The organism is Agromyces sp. Y575 (assembly GCF_059445445.1).
Genome location: NZ_JCAIUI010000003.1, coordinates 111,703 through 128,575, shown reverse-complemented (window position 1 = coordinate 128,575; position 16,873 = coordinate 111,703). Strand labels below are relative to the sequence as shown.

Here is a 16,873-nt window from a genome sequence, read left to right as displayed (position 1 = left end):
GGTTCAAGGGTAGTCGAGGGCGACGGATGCCTCACGGCGGGCGCGATTCGCCCGCTGGCGCCGCTCGCCGGCGGGCGCGACTCGATCGCCGTCGCCGTCAGGGCGCATGCCCGTCGAAGAGCAGGGTCGGCACAGCGCCGAACGGCATCGAACGCACGCGGAGCGGGCGCACGTCGTCGCCCACGAACCCCGCATCGGCAAGCGCCCGCTCGGTGTCGCGGTCCCAGTGGCATCCGTGGCAGAACCTTGCCGTGAACGGAGTCGCGACGCGCTGCAGGGCGCGCTTCGCGGTGCGCGGGGGCGCGGCGACGTGATCGATGAACACCACCCGGCCGCCGGGCGCGAGCACGCGCCGCACCTCGGCGAGCGCCATCGCCAGGTCGTCGACCGAGCACAGCACGTAGGTGGCGACGACGGCGTCGACCGAGCGATCGGGCAACGGAATCGACTCGGCCCGCGCGTCGAGTGGTTCGCCGTGATGGCGCCACTCGCGGGCGCGCGTGGCGAGTTCGGCCCGCCGCGCGGCATCCGGTTCGAGGCCGACCCAATCGACGTCGGGATGCAGCGCGCCGAAGTTCTCGCCCTCCCCCGCGCCGATCTCGAGTACCCGCCCGCGCACGCGACCGACGAACTCGCGCTCGAGGTCGTCGAGCTCGTCGTCACCGATGAGGCCGGATGTCGCGGCAGGGCGTCGTTGTTCCATGCCGCCATGCGAGCACGTCGGCGGGCGCGCGTCAACTCGCGCTCCAGAGGACGAGACATCTGTCCGGAGCAGATCGCTAGGCTGGTGCGATGCTCAGGCGATTCCTGTCGGGCGCGGCCCTGCTCGTGCGCGGGTTCGGCTTCTGGCGGCGGCGACCCGGCGTCATGCTGCTCGGACTGATCCCTGCGGCGATCGTCTTCGCGGTCGTGGTCGCCGCACTCGTCGCGCTCGGCATCCAGCTGCCGGCCATCGTCGACTGGGCGACGCCGTTCGCCGATGCGTGGCAGGAGTTCTGGGCTGCTTCGCTGCGCATCGCCCTCGCCGCGGTCACGTTCGCGGGCGCGGTGCTGCTCGCCGCCGTCACGTTCACGGCGCTCACGCTCGCCGTCGGCGATTCCTTCTACGAGCGCATCTGGCGCGCCGTCGAACTCGAACTCGGCGGCGAGGTGCCCGATCGCGGAGCCGGGTTCTGGCGCGCAGCCGCGGATGCCGCCGGGCTCGTCGCCCTCGGCGTCGTCTCGGCGCTCGTCGTGGGCCTCGTCGGGCTCGTGCCCCTGATCGGTGCGATCGCCGCGCCCGTGCTCGGCGTCGCGCTGTCGGGATGGCTGCTCGCCCGCGAACTCACCGCGCGAGCCTTCGAGGCCCGAGGCATCACCTCGGAGACGCGCAGGGCACTGCTGCGCGGGCATCGCGCCGAAATGCTCGGCTTCGGCGTCGCCACGCAGCTGTGCTTCATGGTGCCGCTCGGAGCGGTGGTCACCATGCCGGCGGCGGTCGCCGGTTCGACGATGCTCGCCCGGGCCGCACTCGACTCGGCGCCAGTGGTTCTCCGACGAGAATCAGGATCAGCGGCCGATCACCGCCGCCAGGGCAGTGCGTGATCGCGCTGATCCGCTCGCTTCACAACCACGCGCTCAGCTCGGCGCAACAGGTCGGACGGAGGGTGTCGCGCCGAAGAAGGCGCGGATGTCGCCGGCGACGAGTTCGGGCACCTCGAGCGCCGCGAAGTGGCCGCCCTGCTCGAAGCGGCTCCAGTGCACGATGTTCGAGTTGTCGCGCTCGGCGAAGACCTTGATCGTCTGGAAGTCGTCCTTGAAGACCGCGACTCCCGTGCGCGCAGCGCTGACCTGCGGCTCGGCGGCGGCACGGGCGTTCTCGAGGTAGCTGCGACTCATGCCAGCCGCGGCATTCGCGAACCAGTTGACGCTCACCTCGGTGATGATCTGCTCGAGCGAGACGAGCGAGGTGCCGTTGCCGAACGAGTTGAAGAGCTCGCTGTACGCGAGCAGTCCGATGGGCGAGTCACTGAGGCCGACCGCGACGGTCTGCGGGCGGCTCGCATTCATCGTGTTGTAGCCGCCGACCGACTGGAACCACTGCATGTGCTCGAGCCCCGCGTAGTCCTGCGGCGTGAGGTGCTCGAACTCGGTGGGGTCGCCGCTCGGGAACGAGAAGAGCTGCAGCACGTGCAGTCCCAGAAAGCCCTCGGGGTCGAGGAGTCCGAGTTCACGGGCGACCATCGCGCCGTTGTCGGAGCCGTGGATGCCGTACTCGGCATATCCGAGGCGACGCATGAGCTCGTCGTAGGCGCGGGCGACGCGGGCAACGGTCCAGCCCGCTTCGGCGACCGGGTTCGAGAAGCCGTAGCCCGGGGCATCAGGAATCACGACGTCGAAGGCGTCTTCGGCGCGACCACCGTGCGCGACCGGGTCGACGAGCAGGTCGATGAGCTCGAGATAGTCGACGGACGAACCCGGGTAGGTGTGGGCGAGCAGCAGGGGGGTCGCACCGGGATGTGCCGAACGCACGTGGATGAAGTGGATGTCCTGACCGTCGACCTCGGTCACGAAGTGCGGGAACGCGTTGATGCGGGCCTCCACAGCACGCCAGTCGAGGGTGCGCCATGCGTCGAGCGCCTCGCGGAGGTAGGAGTTCGGGGTGCCGGCGTCCCAGTCGTCGGTCGGTGCGGGCTGCGGCAGGCGGGTGCGGGCGAGACGCTCCATCAGGTCGTCGATCTCGGCCTGGGCGACCTCGATCCGGAAGGGGCGGATGTCGGTGCTGGTTGCGGTGGTGTCGTTCATGTCTTCGACGGTACGGTGCATATAGGCACGTTCAGTTCCTAATCAAAACAGTTCCCGGAGATTGTTTCCCGGAGCCCTCCGAGAGGCTCGTCATCGCCGACACTGCCACACGATTGCTCGCCCTGCTCGCCCTGCTGCAGACGCGGCCCGACTGGACGAGCACCGAACTCGGCGCCCGACTCGGCGTGACGCCTCGCACCATCCGCAATGACATCGACCGGCTGCGCGAGCTCGACTACCCGGTCGACGCGACCCGCGGCGCCGCCGGCGGCTACCGACTCGGGGCCGGCGCGAAACTGCCCCCACTGCTGCTCGACGACGAGGAGGCGGTCGCCGTGGCGATCGGTCTGCGCGCCGCGACGGGCATCTCGGGCGTCGAGGAGTCGAGCTCCCGCGCGCTCTCCAAGCTCGAGCAGGTGCTCCCCTCGCGACTGCGGCCGACAGTTGCAGCCCTCGCGACCGTCGTCGAGCGAGCGCCTGAGAACACTGGCACCGACGCGCCCGACCCCGAGGTCGACGCGGCCGTGCTCACGGCGATTGCCGGCGCCATCCGTGACATCGAATGGTTCCGGTTCGACTACCAAGGCGCATCCCGCCTCATCGAGCCGTACCGGCTGCTCAGCTGGCAGCGCCGTTGGTATCTCGTCGGGCGCGACCCGTCGACCGAGGAGTGGGGCACGTTCCGGGCCGACTGGATCGAACCGCGCATGCCGACGCGACGGCGCTTTGCGCCCGCCTCGTTGCCGGGCGGGGACTACACGGCGTTCGCCATGCGCTCGATCGCCGCGAGCGGGTGGAAGGTGAACGCACGCCTTCGTATCGCAGCACCCGCCGACGCCGTGCTCGCACGCATCAACCACGCGGTGGGCGTCGTCGAAGTGGTCTCCGACACAGAGTCGGTCCTCGTCACCGGCGCCGACTCGCTCGACACGATCGCCGCCTATATCGGAATGCTGGGCATGGACTTCTCGGTGGATTCGCCGGCCGAGCTCCGGCCGCTCCTGCTGACGCTCAGCGAGCGGTACGCACGTGCAGCGAACATCACCGTCTGAAGCGATCGGACGCCGATCGATTCGAGAGCGTGCAGGCTCGAGCTCAGCGGCACGTCTTCGAGCGCTCGATGAGCTCGTCGGAGGGATGACCGTAGAGCCATTCACCGTTGCCGTTGGGGTCGGTATGTCCCATGCCGATCGCCCACGCAACGGCCCACGGCTCGTTGTTGTCTGCGTATTCGCCGACGATGTCGTAGCACTTCGAGGTGATGGCGTGACCCACCTCGTGCGTGACGAGCGCGACCATGAGCGGGTCGCCCCACTGCTCGGCGATGCTGTTCGAGAGCGTGATCGTCGAGAGGCCGCCCTCCCACGTGTCCCACGTGGCCGTTCCACCGGCCGAGCCGTTGTCACCGTAGCCGATGACGATCGGCGCCCAGTCGAACTCGAGCAGCACACCGCCCGCGATCGAACGCGCGTACGCCTCGACGGCGACCCGCTGCCCGTACAGCGGCCCGGCCTTCTCGGCTTCCTCGGCGGCGTGCGTCGACTGCAGCGCAGTGGCGGCGACCACGTATTCGTCGACCCGCGCAGGAGCGTCGTAGCCCCAGGTTCCACCCGCGAGCTGCTCGACCGCGTTGCGGAAGTCGATGTGCTCGATATTGCGCGCCGAGCCGTTCGCCGCTTCGATCGAGGCTGCGACGGGGGCGATCGCCTCGACGAACACGAGCCCCGAATCGGCGGTGGCGCTGTCGGCCTCGGCCACGGATGACGCGTGGCGCTCTGATTCGTCGGCGCCGTCGTGCAACCGCTCGGTCTCGGCGGTGAGCGCTTCGGAGGCGGCATCGAGATCGGCGTACCAGACCGGGCGCGGCAACGGCCCCGTCGGTTCAGCTGATTCGACTTCGAAGTCGGGTGCCGCCTCGATCAGCGCGCCGAGCTCGCCGGCCACGGCCGACAGATCGGTTTTGGCGACGGTGTCGACGAATCCGTCGGGTGCGGCGAGCAGCGATGTCGCGATCTCGGCGGTCTCGGCGGCATCCGCTTCGACGACGCCCGTCGAGTCACTGACCACCTTCGCCTCGGCCACCGCTGCACGGTGGGCGGCGACCGCCGACGTGAACCTCAGGTTCGCGATCGTATGGGTCGTGAGAATCGCTGCGGCGGCGAGGAGGAACAACGCCGCGCCGATCACCAGCCACGTGATGGTGCGCCGCAAGTGGGGCGCGGCAGAGGATGAGGGCACGACGGCTTCGGGCGCCGGGCCCGCGATGGGTTCGAGGGTCACCCGTGCAGTATCGCTGTTCACGGCCCGGTTGGGCAATCCGGTCGTCACGGCTTGCCGCGTGTTGTCAGAGGTTCATGCAAGCGTCAAGCCCATGGAGATCACCCTTTTGCAACCCGCCGGGCTCGTCGTGAGTCCGGCGTTCAGCCACGTCGCCATCGTGCCCGCCGGCGCCGCGACCATCTTCGTGGGCGGCCAGAACGGCGTCGACACCACTGGCGCGGTCGTCTCGAGCGACGTTGCCGAGCAGTCGATCCGCGCGATCGACAACGCGGCCATCGCACTCGAAGCGGCGGGCGCATCGCTCGCCGACGTCGTGCAGTGGACCGTGCTCATCGCCGCCGACGCCGACCTCGGTGCCGCATACGGCGCCATCGCGCCGCGGCTCGCCACGGGCGGCGCTCCGCCGCTCGTCACAGCCGCACGGGTTGCGGCGCTCGGCGTGCCGGGCGCCCTCATCGAGGTGAGCGCCATCGCTGCGGTGATTCCGGCCTGAGTGAGCAGATGCCGTCGCCGCGTGCCCCTCGACATCCGCTCAGCGAATCGCGGCGCCGACCATCGCCTCGCCGAGTGGCGTGCGCGAGTGCAGCACTCGAGCACCGTCGCGCACGCTCGCGATGAGTCCGCTGTCGCGCAGCACCGAGAGGTGATGTGAGGCCGTCGAAACGGCGATGCCACGATCGGTGGCGACTTGCGAGGTCGTGCGGGGGTCGTGCGAGCTCAGCAGGATCTCGGCGCGCGCCGGACTGATCAGGGCACCGAGCGAGCGCGATGCCGCCGCGGGATCCTGCGCCCACGTCTCGGTCACGCCCTGCGCCGGGTAGAAGAGCGTCGGCTGCGCCGGCCGCTCGGTCAGCACCGCGCATCCCAGTCCGCTCATGACCGAGGGGACGAGCACGAGCCCGCTCCCTCGGCAGTCGACGAGCTCGCTGTGCTGGCGCAGACGCACGCGCACGGCATCGCTGTGCCACGTGACCGATTCGTTCAGCCCGGCCACCATCACGGCGATTCCCTCGGTCGTGACGCGGCGAGCCCGCACAGCGATGTCTGCGCGCAGGATCCGCTCGAGGTGCGGCCAGACGGGGGCGAGGAGCGAGTCCCAGAGTTCGCCCCACGCGTCGGCGATCATGCCTCTGGCGCGGATCGGGTGCTCGATCATGCGGGCGATCGCCTCGTGCCGGTGGCCGCTTGAGCGGGCGAGCATCTTGGTGAGGTCGGCTCGGAGCAGCTCTGGGCGCACGGCCCGCAGTCGCGCAGCTTCATCGGCCGGGCTCATGTCCCAGCTCGGCGTCGCGGTGAGGAAGTCGGGGAAATACCCGGCCTCGCCGACGATCACGGCCATGAGTTCGAACGGCTGCTGCGGTACCCGTTCGCGCACGCTGCGCAGCCAGCCCCACTGCCTCGGCTGCTCGGCGGGCCGCTGCAGTACGCGCATCGCATGGCTCAGTTCGTGCCCCGGCGAGACACCGAAGCGGATCGCCGAGATGTCATCGGGTGCCAGTCTGAAATCCACGAACTTTCGATCCACATCGAAATGCTATCGAGTCGGATGACGCGGGCAGAGCCTGTTCTCAACGAATTGCCGCTCATGTCGACGAAAGGCACCCCATGAACCTCGCAGCACCGACGCCCGCAACCGTGGCTCCAGTCACGCCGACCCTGCCGAGCACGGCGTCGACGAAGACGCCCGCGCCGACACCACCCATCGTGCCCGCCGAGCTCATCCGGCTCGGAACCGGCCGCACCCTGCGCTTCGTCGGGCGTGAGCACGGCGCCGCCGTCTCGTACTTCCTCGTCGACAACGAACCCGGGCAGGGGCCGGGCCTGCACCGCCACCCGTACTCCGAGACGTGGATCGTGCTGGACGGCGAGGCCCACCTGACGATCGGCGACGAGCAGTTCGTCGCCACTGCCGGCGACACGGCCACCGCTCCGGCCGGAGCGTGGCACCGCTTCGTCGCGGGTGGCGCCGGGCGACTGCGCATGGTGTGCATCCACGCGTCGGACGTCATCGAGCAGGAGTTCGCCGAGTGACCACGCGCGAGGTCGGGCGACCTCAGCCGAAACTGGTCAGCACTGACACTGAGTAAATCTCAGTGTGCTGCACGGATGCGGCGCCAGTCGAACGCGCGCACGATTGGCGGATCCTTCTCATCCGAGTGCATCGAGGAGACGACCATGACCGAATCACCCGTGAACCTGCAGGTTGAGCCTGCCGAAGCCTCGCCCGAGCAAGTGTCCCGACACGCTCGACCCGCAGCAGACCCGGCCGATCAGGCCCTCAAGGCGAAGCACCGCACCATGTGGGCGTCGGGCGACTACCCGACACTGGCCTCAGACTTGGTCTGGAGTCTCGGCGCCACCCTCGTCGACGAGGTCGGGGTGAACCCGGGCGACCGCGTGCTCGACGTGGCGGCCGGCTCCGGCAACGCAGCCATCCCCGCCGCACTTCGGGGCGGCACCGTCGTGGCGAGCGATCTCACGCCCGAGCTCTTCGATGTCGGCCGACGACGCGCACAGGAGGCGGGCGCTGCGCTCGAGTGGCGTGAGGCCGACGCCGAGTCGCTGCCGTTCGACGATGCGGCCTTCGATGCGGTCGTCTCCTGTCTGGGCGTCATGTTCGCACCGCACCATCGGCAGGCAGCGGGCGAGCTGCTGCGCGTCACCCGCCCCGGCGGTCGCATCGGCCTGCTCAGCTGGACGCCCGACGGCTTCATCGGCCAGATGTTCCGAACCATGAAGCCGTTCGCGGCCCCCTTGCCCCAGGGCGCCGAGCCTGCACCGCTCTGGGGCGACGAGCACCACGTGCGCGAACTGCTCGGCGACGGCGTCGACGATTCCACCGCACGACGCGAGAGCGTCACCATCGACCGGTTCGACTCACCCGAGGAGTTCCGCGACTACTTCAAGCGAAACTACGGTCCGACGATCGCGGTGTACGGCCGCATCGCCGACGACCCCGACCAGGTTCGAGCGCTCGACGATGCTCTCGTCGAACTCGCCCGATCCCACGGCCTCCGCTCAGCCGGCGACGCGATGCAGTGGGAGTACCTGCTCGTCACCGCTCGCCGAACCTGACGCGGTCAGGGCCCCACCCGAAGGAGCTGTCATGTACCAGAGCGAGGACTACCTCGTCTTCGAGTTGCATCAACGAGGCGAAGAACGCATGCTGCGGGAGCTCGAGCAGCGCCGCGTCATCGCGGAGCGCGCCGCCGAAGAGGCGGAGGTGCAGGTGACGGATGTCGCGCGGCCGCCGTTCCTCGTGCGCTGGCGGCGCCGCCTCACCTGGGCGGTGCACTCCACGAGCCACGCGGCCCCGAGCGGCGGCCCCACCCCGATCGCGTCGTGACGCTCGCCGATGCCGATTCCCGGGTGGACGCATCGGTGCGGCGCGCGACGCCCAGGCCTACACTGGGCGTCGTGGCCGGCCACCCGCTCACGCCACGCGAAAGCGCGGTGCTCGCCGCCATCGAGCGGCGCCTGAGCAACCCCGAGATCGCCGCGGAGTTGTTCATCTCCGTGCGCACCGTCGAGAGCCACGTGGCGAGCCTTCGCCGCAAGCTCGGCGCCGACAGCCGGGCCGCGCTCATGGTCGCCGCGGGCGACCGGCACGAAGCATCCGTTCGCCTGCCGCGCAATGCTTTCGTGGGGCGCACCGCCGATCTCGGGGCCGTCGCCGATCTCGTCGATCGCCATGGGTGGGTGACCATCGTCGGCCCCGGCGGCGTGGGCAAGACACGGCTCGCGCTCGAGTTCGCGAGGAGGCGCCATGGCGAGCGCGCACCCGTCATCGTCGAACTCGAGCACGCGGAGCCCGACGATGTCGTCGCCCGCATCGCGCGAGCGCTCGACCTCGAATCGGCGCCGGGCGCCGACGTCTCGGCCTCGATCGCCGTCGCCCTGGGCGCCCGCCCTTACCTGCTCGTGCTCGACAACATCGACCGGGTCGGCCCGATGGTCGGTGAGGTCGCCGCGTTCATGCAGGCGACGACCCCGAGCCTCAGAATCCTGACCACCTCGCGCACCCCGATCGGCGACACGGCCGAGCAAGTGCATACGCTCGCGCCGCTTGCGGTCGAGGGTACGGATGCCGCGGCGACCGAGATGCTCCTGGATCGCCTCGGTGATCGAGGGCAGCTCACCACCCCCGCCGAACGCGACCTCGCCGGCGAGATCGCGACGCGGCTCGACGGACTGCCGCTCGCGATCGAACTCGCGGCCGCCTGCGCGCGGCACCTCTCGCTCGCCGAACTCGCCTCGCGTCTCGAACGGGACTTCGCGATGCTCGACCGCGCGGTGCCGATGGGCCGTCATCGCACGCTCGACACGGCGTTCGAATGGACGTGGGACCTGCTCACCGACGATGAGCGAGAGGTGCTGTGCCGACTCGGCGCACTCCCCCGAACGTTCGACGTCGATCTCGCCGCGGCCGTCACGCACCCGGGCGCCGAGGGGGTCGTGCTGCGCTTGCTCGACCACTCGATGCTCGTGCCGACCGGCGGGCACCCACGCCGGTTCCGCCTGCTCGCGGTCATGCGGGAGTTCGTGCTCGCACGCACCGACGCCGCCACGGTGCGCGAAGTGCTCGAACGCCATGCGGAGTACTACGCCGCCCTCGCATCCCAGTTCATCGTTCGTGCACGCGTCGATGACAGTGCCGAGGCCATGAGCCTGTCGGCGCGCGTCTGCCCCGAGGTGAACGCGGCACTTCGTTGGGCGCTTGCGGCGGGGCATCCGTGCGCCCTGGTACTCGCCGCCGACCTCGCGATCGGCATCGAGCAGTACGGGTCGGATGTCGACAGCGTGCGCACGCTCGCGAGAGCCGCGCGCGACGAACGGCTGCTGTCCACGGCATCCGCCGACCAGTTGCTGGTCATCGGCAACGGGCTCTCGTACTACGACGTGCAACTCGTCGAAGAACTCGCCGAGCGGGCCCTCACGATCGCCGACGACGACCGGTCGCAGCTCGCCGCTCATCATCTCGCCGGAATCGCCGACGCCTACCGCAGTCGCACCGACGCCGCGATCGTGCATCTCGCCGTGGCAGAACAGCTCGCGCTGGCCCTCGCCGACGAGTGGGAGCTCGCTGCCGTGCATCAGATGCGTGGCATCGCGTTGCGCGGCCCGTCGACCGCCGAGGCATCGCGTGCGATCGCCGAGTTCGACGCGGCCATGCGCGGGTATGCGCGGGCGGGCGACGCGACCCATGTGAGCAATGCCCGGTACATGATGGCCCACACCGCGGCCGTGGCGGGGATCGAGCGTGATCGTGCGGTCGTCTGGGCGGCCGAGTGCGCCGAGTACGCGCGCGCCGCGGGCAACGTGCACGAGCTCGCGCACGCCGAGCTGGTGCAGCAGACGCTCCGGGTTCCGGATGTCGCGAGCGGTCTCGATGAGCTGGTCGACGTCTTTCGCCGGCTCGGCGACGTGCGCTGCACGACGCGCGGCCTGATCCTGCAGGCCGACCGGGCGGAGCCGGCCGAACGGAGCCGCCTGCTCGAGCGGGCGCTCGAGTTCGCCGACTCCGCCGGTGACCAGGCGAACCAGTCTGCGATCCGCGAACGCCTCGCGATTGCCGGCTGAGCGCGCGACGTGCACGCGGTTAGGCTCTGACGATGGGCATCTACGTCGTCGTCATGGGCGTCTCAGCCGTCGGCAAGTCGACGATCGGCCGAGCGCTCGCCGACCGCCTGAACGTGCCCTTCCGCGATGCCGACGACCTGCACCCCGAGGCGAATCGGCGGAAGATGGCGTCGGGAGTCGCTCTCGACGACCTCGACCGCGGGCCGTGGCTCGACCTCGTGGGCGCTGAGATCGGATCGGCGGACACGGGCATCGTCATGGCATGCTCCGCCCTGAAGCGTGGGTACCGCGACCGCATCCGTGCCGCCGCGCCGTCGACCGTCTTCCTGCACCTGCACGGCTCGCCCGAACTGCTCGCCGCGCGCGCTGCCGCCCGCACCGGTCACTTCATGCCGCCGAGCCTGCTCGCTTCGCAGCTGGCGACACTCGAGCCCCTTGCGTCAGACGAGGCCGGCTGCACGATCGACGTCACCGGCGGCTCGGCTGCGATCGTCGAGCGGGCGCTCATCGCGCTCCGCCCCGACGTCGAGTCGCTCACACCCCGATCGTGAGCGCCGCCGTGTTCCTGTGCCCACGCAGGTCGATCGAATCGGAGGTTTTCACCGTCCGCTGTCGTCGACCGGCCTGAGGATCGAGGAGAATCCCGCCTCGAGAGAGTCTGCGATGGCGGATGGATCCCCCAGGTAGCCGTTGACCATTGCGCCGTCACGGAGAATCATGAGCTGATTCGCCACCGACCGCACGTCGCTCCCGCCGGTTTGCGCGGCTATCGCGGCGAAATGATCGAGCATCCAGGCCCGGTGTGCATCGACGGCGCGGCGAACGGGATCCTGGGGGTCGGGATACTCTGCAGCCGCGTTGATGAACGCACATCCGCGGAAGCCTGGGCTGCAGCTCGCTGCTCCGATGCCGGCAGCGATGGTGCGTGCCGTCGCAAGCGGGTCTCCCGCGTGGACGGTGCTCTTCATCCAAGCCTGTTCGGCCTTCGACTGCTGCTCCAGGTAGGCGACCACGAGGTCGCTCTTCGTGCGGAAATGGCGATAGAAGGTGACCTTGGTGATGCCGACCTGCTCGATGATTCGGTCGGCGCTTGTCGCCCGGATGCCGTGGTTGTAGAAGAGTTCGTTGGCGGCATCGAGAATTCGCTGTCGTGTGTTCGCGCCGCCCGATGTCTTCGCCGCGGGGGCGGTTGTCTCATCGTGCACTTCGGGCTCCGCTCAGGAATTGGACTGATCACGTCAGCGCTCGCGCATCCCCTGACGACATAGACGTACTAGTAACCATACTCGCGGAGCCGGTCCACTCGCAACCAGTTCAGACAGCCGACGAGGGGAACAAACGCCACGTTTGCGCTTTCCCGATGACAGGGCTATGTTCTGTCGGTAGACGTACTAGTCACTCTACATACGCACTATTCGAAATGAGATGTTGAACATGTCAGATACCACCTCCTCGACGGGCATGAGCAGCACGTTGCGCAGCCTGTACTTCGTCCGCTTCGGGTTCACCGTGGTCTGGGCGATATTGCTGTTCCTGACCGGCGGGGCCGCGGGAGCCTTCCTCACGACTCTGCTGATCGTGTACCCGCTGTTCGACGCAGCATCCGTCTTCTGGCAGATCCGCTCCGAAGGCGACAACCGTCGCGCGAAGGTCTCGGAATGGATCAATGTCATCGTCAGCGTTCTCGTGGCGATCGCCCTCGGCTGGGCATCGACGGTGTCGGCTTCCACCGCGCTGACTGTGTGGGGCGTGTGGGCCATCGGCGCGGGTCTCCCCCAGCTGATCACCGCCATTCGCAACCGCCGCACCGGTGGGCAGGTGCCTCAAATGCTGTCCGGCGGCATTTCCCTCCTCGCCGGCGGGGCATTCATCGCGCAGGGTCTTCAGGGCAACGGGATGATCACGGGAGTGGCGGGTTATGCCCTTCTGGGTGCGGTCTTGTTCCTGATCTCCGCCATCCGTCTGTCCATGGTGCTGCGGAAGAAGGTCGCAGCATGACCGCCGGCTCCATCGCACACGACTACGATCTGATCGTCGTCGGCGGCGGAGCGGTCGGCGAGAACGTCGCCGACTACGCCACGAAGCACGGCATCCGCGTCGCGATCGTGGAATCCGAGCTCGTCGGAGGCGAGTGCTCCTACTGGGCGTGCATGCCCTCCAAGGCGCTCCTGCGCAGCGGACACGCGATCCGCGCCGCACGCCGCCTGGCGGGAGCGCGCGAGGCGATCACCGATCACATCGATGCCGCCGCCGTCCTTGCGCGACGCACGTCCTTCACGGACGACTGGAACGACGACGGCCAGGTCTCCTGGATCGAATCCGCCGGCATCGACCTCATCCGCGAGCACGGCCACATCACCGGCACAGGGCAGGTCACCGTCGGCGATCGCGTCTACACGGCCAAGGCCGTCGCAGTCGCGACCGGCTCCGTTCCCGTCCTCCCTCCGATTCCCGGCCTGGCAGAGGCCTCGCCGTGGGGCACCAGGGAGGCCACCTCCGCTGACCACGTACCTCCCCGGCTCGCCATCATCGGGGGCGGCGTGGCCGGCACCGAACTCGCGTTCGCGTTCTCGTCTCTCGGCTCACAGGTCACACTGCTCTCCCGCACTCGCCTGCTCGAGCGCGAAGAGCCGTTCGTGGGCGAGCATGTCGCCGCAGCGCTGATTGCTGAAGGCGTGAAGGTCGACACCGCGGCGGGCCTCGCCAGAGTCGACCGCGACGCCGATGGCATCGTCACGATCACCTTTGCCGACGGCACCACCCTCAGCGCGGACGAGCTCCTCGTGTCGACGGGGCGACGCCCGGCCACCGACAACCTCGGTCTCGAAGCACTGGGACTGGATGTCAGCCGCGGAATCACCGTCGACGACACCATGCTCGCGCACGGCACCGACTGGCTGTACGCAGTCGGTGACGTGAACGGACGTGCGATGCTCACCCATCAGGGCAAGTACCAGGCACGCGCCGCGGGGGAGGCGATCGCGGCACGGCTGAGCGGATCGCCCGTCGCCAACGAGAAGTGGGGACAGCACGTCGCCACCGCCGACCATGCGGCAGTTCCGCGCGTCGTGTTCACCGACCCTGAGGTCGCCGCCGTCGGTCTCACCGAGGAAGGCGCCAGGCAGAAGCAGCTCAACTACCGCGCGGTCGAGTACGACCTCGGCTGGGTCAGCGGAGCGAAGCTCCATGCCGACGGCTATACCGGACGCGCAAAGCTCATCGTCGACGAGGACCGGCAGCTGATCGTCGGCGCGACGTTCGTCGGGCAGGACGTCGCTGAACTCGTGCACGCAGCGACCATCGCCATCGTCGGAGAAGTCCCCATGGACCGGCTCTGGCACGCGGTGCCCGCGTATCCGACCATCAGCGAGATCTGGCTCCGGCTCCTGGAGACCTACGGCCGGCCGGCCGAAGCACAAGTACGCGACCAGAAAGGAATGTGACATCATGCCCACGAAGATCACCATCATCATCGAGAACCCCGCCGACTCGGCCCAGTTCGAAAACGCCTACCCGGAGATCGTCGCCCTCGCCGAGCAGCTGCCCGCGCTGCAGCGAATCGAGGCGGCAAAGGTCTGGCCCAAAGAGGACGGAACACCCACTCCCGCGCATCGCACCCTCGACCTGTACTTCCAGTCGTACGAAGCCGCCTCGGCGGCCGTCGCGACGCATGTCGCGGGAGAGTTCTTCCAGCGACTGATCGGCACGGGAGTACCGTTCAGCGGCTTGTTCTCCGACATCGAACGAGCCTGACCAGCGTCGGGCGCGCAGCACTGAAGACTGCGCCCCGGCGATCATGCCCCTTCTTCTCGCGCGTGTGGGATGCGCGAGAAGAAGGGGCATGACGCCGGTTCGAAGTCGCCGCGTACTTGCGCGCCGACACATGGTCGATCGCTCACGCGCGTGCGTCGTCCGCCGACCCGGTGCGCAGGTGCACCCGCTCCCCCTGCACGCTCAGTAGGTTGAGGATCTCGGCCGGCTCGCTCGAGGCGCTCGCGTGGCCGTGCGGAACACGAGTGTCGAACTCCGCTGCCTCGCCTGCTTCGAGGATGATCTCCTCGTCGCCGAGCGCGAGACGCACCCGACCGCTCAGCACGTAGATCCAGTCGTAGCCCTCGTGGGATCCCTGCGCGACGGGCTGATCGCTCGGATACCCCGGCAGCACCATCTTGAAGGCGCGCAGCTCTGGGTTCTGCCTGGTGAGCGGGATGATCGCCCGCCCGTCGCGGTAGAAGGGCTTCGGGTGGATGCGCGGGTCGGCGATCTGAGGTGCGCCGACGAGGTCGTCGAGGTTCGCCCGGTAGGCGGCGGCGATGCGAACGAGGAGTTCAAGGGTGGGCCGGCGCAGCCCCGATTCGAGGCGCGAGAGCGTACTCGTCGAGATGCCCGTCTCGGACGCGAGCTCGGCGAGCGTGTACCCACGGCGGCGGCGGAGCCCACGAAGCCGCGGGGCGACCGAGTCGAGCATGGCTTCGATGTCGTCGACCATCTGACTCCTCCTTGCCGTTTCGGCAATGTGCGTTGCGTCGATTTCAGACTATCGGGAGGGTGGACGCATGCAACGTGAATCGTGGGATGTCATCATCGTCGGCGGCGGCAGCGCCGGGCTCAGCGCCGCCCTCATGCTCGTGCGCGCTCGGCGCCGGGTGCTGGTGCTCGACGGCGGTGCACCGCGCAACCGCTTCGCCGCCCACATGCACGGCGTGCTCGGCCGTGACGGCTGGTCCCCGCGCGAACTGCTCGCGCGGGGCCGCGAAGAAGTCGAGCGCTACCGCGGTGTCGTGCGCGACGGCGAGGTCGCCTCCGTCGAGGTCGCGCGCAGCGGCGCCGTGGCCGCCGACGAGGGTGGCTTCACCGTGACCCTCGACTCCGGCGAGGAGCATTCCGCACGTCGCCTGCTCGTGGCGACCGGCCTTCGCGACGAGCTGCCCGAACTGCCCGGCCTCGCCGAGCAATGGGGCACCGGGGCGGTCGTCTGCCCCTACTGCGACGGCTGGGAGGTGCGCGACGGGCGCATCGGCGTCCTCGCCACCGGCGAGCGCAGCGTGCACCAGGTGCAGTTGCTGCGGCAGTGGTCGTCGTCGGTGACCTTCTTCACCAACGGCACGGATGTCACGACCGACGCCCTGGCCGGGATGACCGCTCGGGGCATCGCCCTCGATGACCGGCCGTGGGCTGAGGTGCTCGCCGATGATGACGGGCGACTCCGCGGCATCCGCCTCGCCGACGGCGCCGTCGTGCCGCTCGACTCGATCTTCCTCGGCCCGCGTTTCGTGCCGAACGACGCACTGCTGCTCAGCCTCGGCGCCGCCTCGGGCCCGGCCATCGGCGAGGGCGACTGGGTCGGCGTCGACCCCACCGGGCGCACGAGCGTGCCCGGGCTCTGGGCGGCGGGCAATGTCGTGAATCCGATGGCCTCGGTGCCGCTCGCCTCAGGCGTCGGCAATCTCGCCGGCGCGGCGATCAACGCCGATCTGATCGAGGAGGAGATCCGCGCCGCACGCGCCGCGTGATCGTGCCGCCTAGGCGAGCGTGACCGACTCCCCCACCGCAAGGCGGCGAATCTCGGCCCCGGCGTGTTCGGCCTCGTGCTCGAGCCAGCCGTCGATGTGCGCCAGCCCGTGCTCGTTGAACAGGCCGTCGTGGGTCGCGTAGGCGCGCTGCGGCCCGATCTCGCGCAGGTACGCGACCATCTCGGCCCCGAGCATCCACGGTGCCTGGGCGGGCAGGAGCAACGTGGGCACCGGCACCCCCGGCACCGTGAGCGCGTCACCTGGGTAGAACACTTCGTCGTCGACGAGGAAGCCGAGGTTCGTCGAGATCGGGTTGTCGGGATGACTCCGGGCGTGCCACTCTCCGAAGACGCGAACCGGGAAGCCGGCGGCCTCGAACCGATCCCCGTCGCTCACGACGTGCACGGTCGCGGGAATGCCGGCGAGCAATTCGGCCACCGCGGCGGACGTCCACACCTCGACCTCGGGGCCGCACGCCGCGAGCCGCTCGACATCCACGTGGTCGGAGTGCCCGTGCGTGATGAGCACCGCCTCGACCCCGTCGAGAACCGGCCCGTCGGTGAACACGCCGGGGTCGATCACGAAAGCACGCCCGTCGCGTTCGAGTCGCGCGCAGGCGTGGCCGTACTTCGTGAGCTCCATGTGTCCACCCTTCCGATCCGCTTCGTCGCCGATCCTACGGTGAGATCCGATCGCGTCGGCGAGTCGAGTCCGGC

At 69.3% G+C, this 16,873-nt stretch carries 19 protein-coding genes; 12 read left to right on the top strand and 7 right to left on the bottom strand.

Going from position 1 to position 16,873, the window contains the following annotated elements:
• Positions 1-97 precede the first annotated feature (97 nt).
• The gene (locus tag AC1C2U_RS12690; RefSeq protein ID WP_495362128.1) at positions 98-703 is read right to left on the bottom strand and encodes a class I SAM-dependent methyltransferase; all 606 of its coding nucleotides are present in this window, start codon (positions 701-703) and stop codon (positions 98-100) included.
• 89 nt (positions 704-792) lie between these two features.
• Between AC1C2U_RS12690 and AC1C2U_RS12685 the strand changes: the two genes are divergently transcribed.
• Positions 793-1,584, top strand: coding sequence for an EI24 domain-containing protein (locus tag AC1C2U_RS12685; protein WP_495362127.1), 792 nt, complete (start codon positions 793-795; stop codon positions 1,582-1,584).
• Between the two features lie 33 nt (positions 1,585-1,617).
• Here the strand turns inward: AC1C2U_RS12685 and AC1C2U_RS12680 are convergent, their stop codons facing one another.
• The gene (locus tag AC1C2U_RS12680; protein ID WP_495362126.1) at positions 1,618-2,784 is read right to left on the bottom strand and encodes an epoxide hydrolase family protein; all 1,167 of its coding nucleotides are present in this window, start codon (positions 2,782-2,784) and stop codon (positions 1,618-1,620) included.
• A gap of 113 nt (positions 2,785-2,897) precedes the next feature.
• Between AC1C2U_RS12680 and AC1C2U_RS12675 the strand changes: the two genes are divergently transcribed.
• On the top strand, positions 2,898-3,836 hold the full coding sequence (locus AC1C2U_RS12675; protein ID WP_495362125.1) for a helix-turn-helix transcriptional regulator: 939 nt from the start codon (positions 2,898-2,900) through the stop codon (positions 3,834-3,836).
• A 43-nt stretch (positions 3,837-3,879) separates the two neighbouring features.
• On the opposite strand, the gene AC1C2U_RS12670 is transcribed toward AC1C2U_RS12675, so the two are convergent.
• Complete coding sequence (locus AC1C2U_RS12670) at positions 3,880-5,064, bottom strand: hypothetical protein (RefSeq protein ID WP_495362124.1); 1,185 nt, start codon at positions 5,062-5,064, stop codon at positions 3,880-3,882.
• Positions 5,065-5,155: 91 nt separating this feature from the next.
• On the opposite strand from AC1C2U_RS12670, the gene AC1C2U_RS12665 reads away from it, so the two are divergent.
• Positions 5,156-5,557 (top strand): RidA family protein, encoded by a 402-nt coding sequence (locus AC1C2U_RS12665; protein WP_495362123.1) that lies wholly within the window; start codon positions 5,156-5,158, stop codon positions 5,555-5,557.
• 39 nt (positions 5,558-5,596) lie between these two features.
• On the opposite strand, the gene AC1C2U_RS12660 is transcribed toward AC1C2U_RS12665, so the two are convergent.
• The gene (locus AC1C2U_RS12660; protein WP_495362122.1) at positions 5,597-6,589 is read right to left on the bottom strand and encodes an ArsR/SmtB family transcription factor; all 993 of its coding nucleotides are present in this window, start codon (positions 6,587-6,589) and stop codon (positions 5,597-5,599) included.
• A gap of 80 nt (positions 6,590-6,669) precedes the next feature.
• Between AC1C2U_RS12660 and AC1C2U_RS12655 the strand changes: the two genes are divergently transcribed.
• The 5 genes from AC1C2U_RS12655 to AC1C2U_RS12635 all read left to right on the top strand — a co-directional run bounded on the left by AC1C2U_RS12655 (position 6,670) and on the right by AC1C2U_RS12635 (position 11,195).
• The gene (locus tag AC1C2U_RS12655) at positions 6,670-7,095 is read left to right on the top strand and encodes a cupin domain-containing protein (RefSeq protein WP_495362121.1); all 426 of its coding nucleotides are present in this window, start codon (positions 6,670-6,672) and stop codon (positions 7,093-7,095) included.
• A gap of 267 nt (positions 7,096-7,362) precedes the next feature.
• Positions 7,363-8,139 carry a class I SAM-dependent methyltransferase gene (locus AC1C2U_RS12650; RefSeq protein WP_495362742.1) on the top strand — a complete coding sequence of 259 codons (777 nt, stop codon included), beginning with the start codon at positions 7,363-7,365 and terminating at the stop codon, positions 8,137-8,139.
• A 31-nt stretch (positions 8,140-8,170) separates the two neighbouring features.
• Positions 8,171-8,410, top strand: coding sequence for a hypothetical protein (locus AC1C2U_RS12645; protein WP_495362120.1), 240 nt, complete (start codon positions 8,171-8,173; stop codon positions 8,408-8,410).
• A gap of 71 nt (positions 8,411-8,481) precedes the next feature.
• Positions 8,482-10,644, top strand: coding sequence for an ATP-binding protein (locus AC1C2U_RS12640; protein ID WP_495362119.1), 2,163 nt, complete (start codon positions 8,482-8,484; stop codon positions 10,642-10,644).
• Between the two features lie 32 nt (positions 10,645-10,676).
• Positions 10,677-11,195: a gluconokinase gene (locus AC1C2U_RS12635; protein ID WP_495362118.1), complete on the top strand. Its 519-nt coding sequence runs from the start codon at positions 10,677-10,679 to the stop codon at positions 11,193-11,195.
• A 48-nt stretch (positions 11,196-11,243) separates the two neighbouring features.
• On the opposite strand, the gene AC1C2U_RS12630 is transcribed toward AC1C2U_RS12635, so the two are convergent.
• Positions 11,244-11,849, bottom strand: a complete 606-nt coding sequence (locus tag AC1C2U_RS12630; protein WP_495362117.1) for a TetR/AcrR family transcriptional regulator — start codon at positions 11,847-11,849, stop codon at positions 11,244-11,246.
• A 268-nt stretch (positions 11,850-12,117) separates the two neighbouring features.
• Between AC1C2U_RS12630 and AC1C2U_RS12625 the strand changes: the two genes are divergently transcribed.
• From AC1C2U_RS12625 to AC1C2U_RS12615, 3 genes are read left to right on the top strand one after another with little or no spacing between them, the layout of a single operon-like run.
• Positions 12,118-12,642: a hypothetical protein gene (locus AC1C2U_RS12625; protein WP_495362116.1), complete on the top strand. Its 525-nt coding sequence runs from the start codon at positions 12,118-12,120 to the stop codon at positions 12,640-12,642.
• Entirely contained in the window at positions 12,639-14,087 is a 1,449-nt protein-coding gene (locus tag AC1C2U_RS12620) for a dihydrolipoyl dehydrogenase family protein (RefSeq protein WP_495362115.1), read from the top strand. Before AC1C2U_RS12625 ends, AC1C2U_RS12620 begins: the two co-directional genes overlap by 4 nt.
• Before the next feature lie 4 nt (positions 14,088-14,091).
• Positions 14,092-14,397, top strand: coding sequence for an EthD family reductase (locus tag AC1C2U_RS12615; protein ID WP_495362114.1), 306 nt, complete (start codon positions 14,092-14,094; stop codon positions 14,395-14,397).
• Between the two features lie 142 nt (positions 14,398-14,539).
• On the opposite strand, the gene AC1C2U_RS12610 is transcribed toward AC1C2U_RS12615, so the two are convergent.
• Entirely contained in the window at positions 14,540-15,133 is a 594-nt protein-coding gene (locus AC1C2U_RS12610; RefSeq protein ID WP_495362113.1) for a helix-turn-helix domain-containing protein, read from the bottom strand.
• Positions 15,134-15,200: 67 nt separating this feature from the next.
• Between AC1C2U_RS12610 and AC1C2U_RS12605 the strand changes: the two genes are divergently transcribed.
• The gene (locus tag AC1C2U_RS12605; RefSeq protein WP_495362112.1) at positions 15,201-16,157 is read left to right on the top strand and encodes an NAD(P)/FAD-dependent oxidoreductase; all 957 of its coding nucleotides are present in this window, start codon (positions 15,201-15,203) and stop codon (positions 16,155-16,157) included.
• A gap of 9 nt (positions 16,158-16,166) precedes the next feature.
• Here the strand turns inward: AC1C2U_RS12605 and AC1C2U_RS12600 are convergent, their stop codons facing one another.
• Positions 16,167-16,799, bottom strand: a complete 633-nt coding sequence (locus tag AC1C2U_RS12600) for an MBL fold metallo-hydrolase (RefSeq protein ID WP_495362111.1) — start codon at positions 16,797-16,799, stop codon at positions 16,167-16,169.
• Positions 16,800-16,873: the final 74 nt, after the last annotated feature.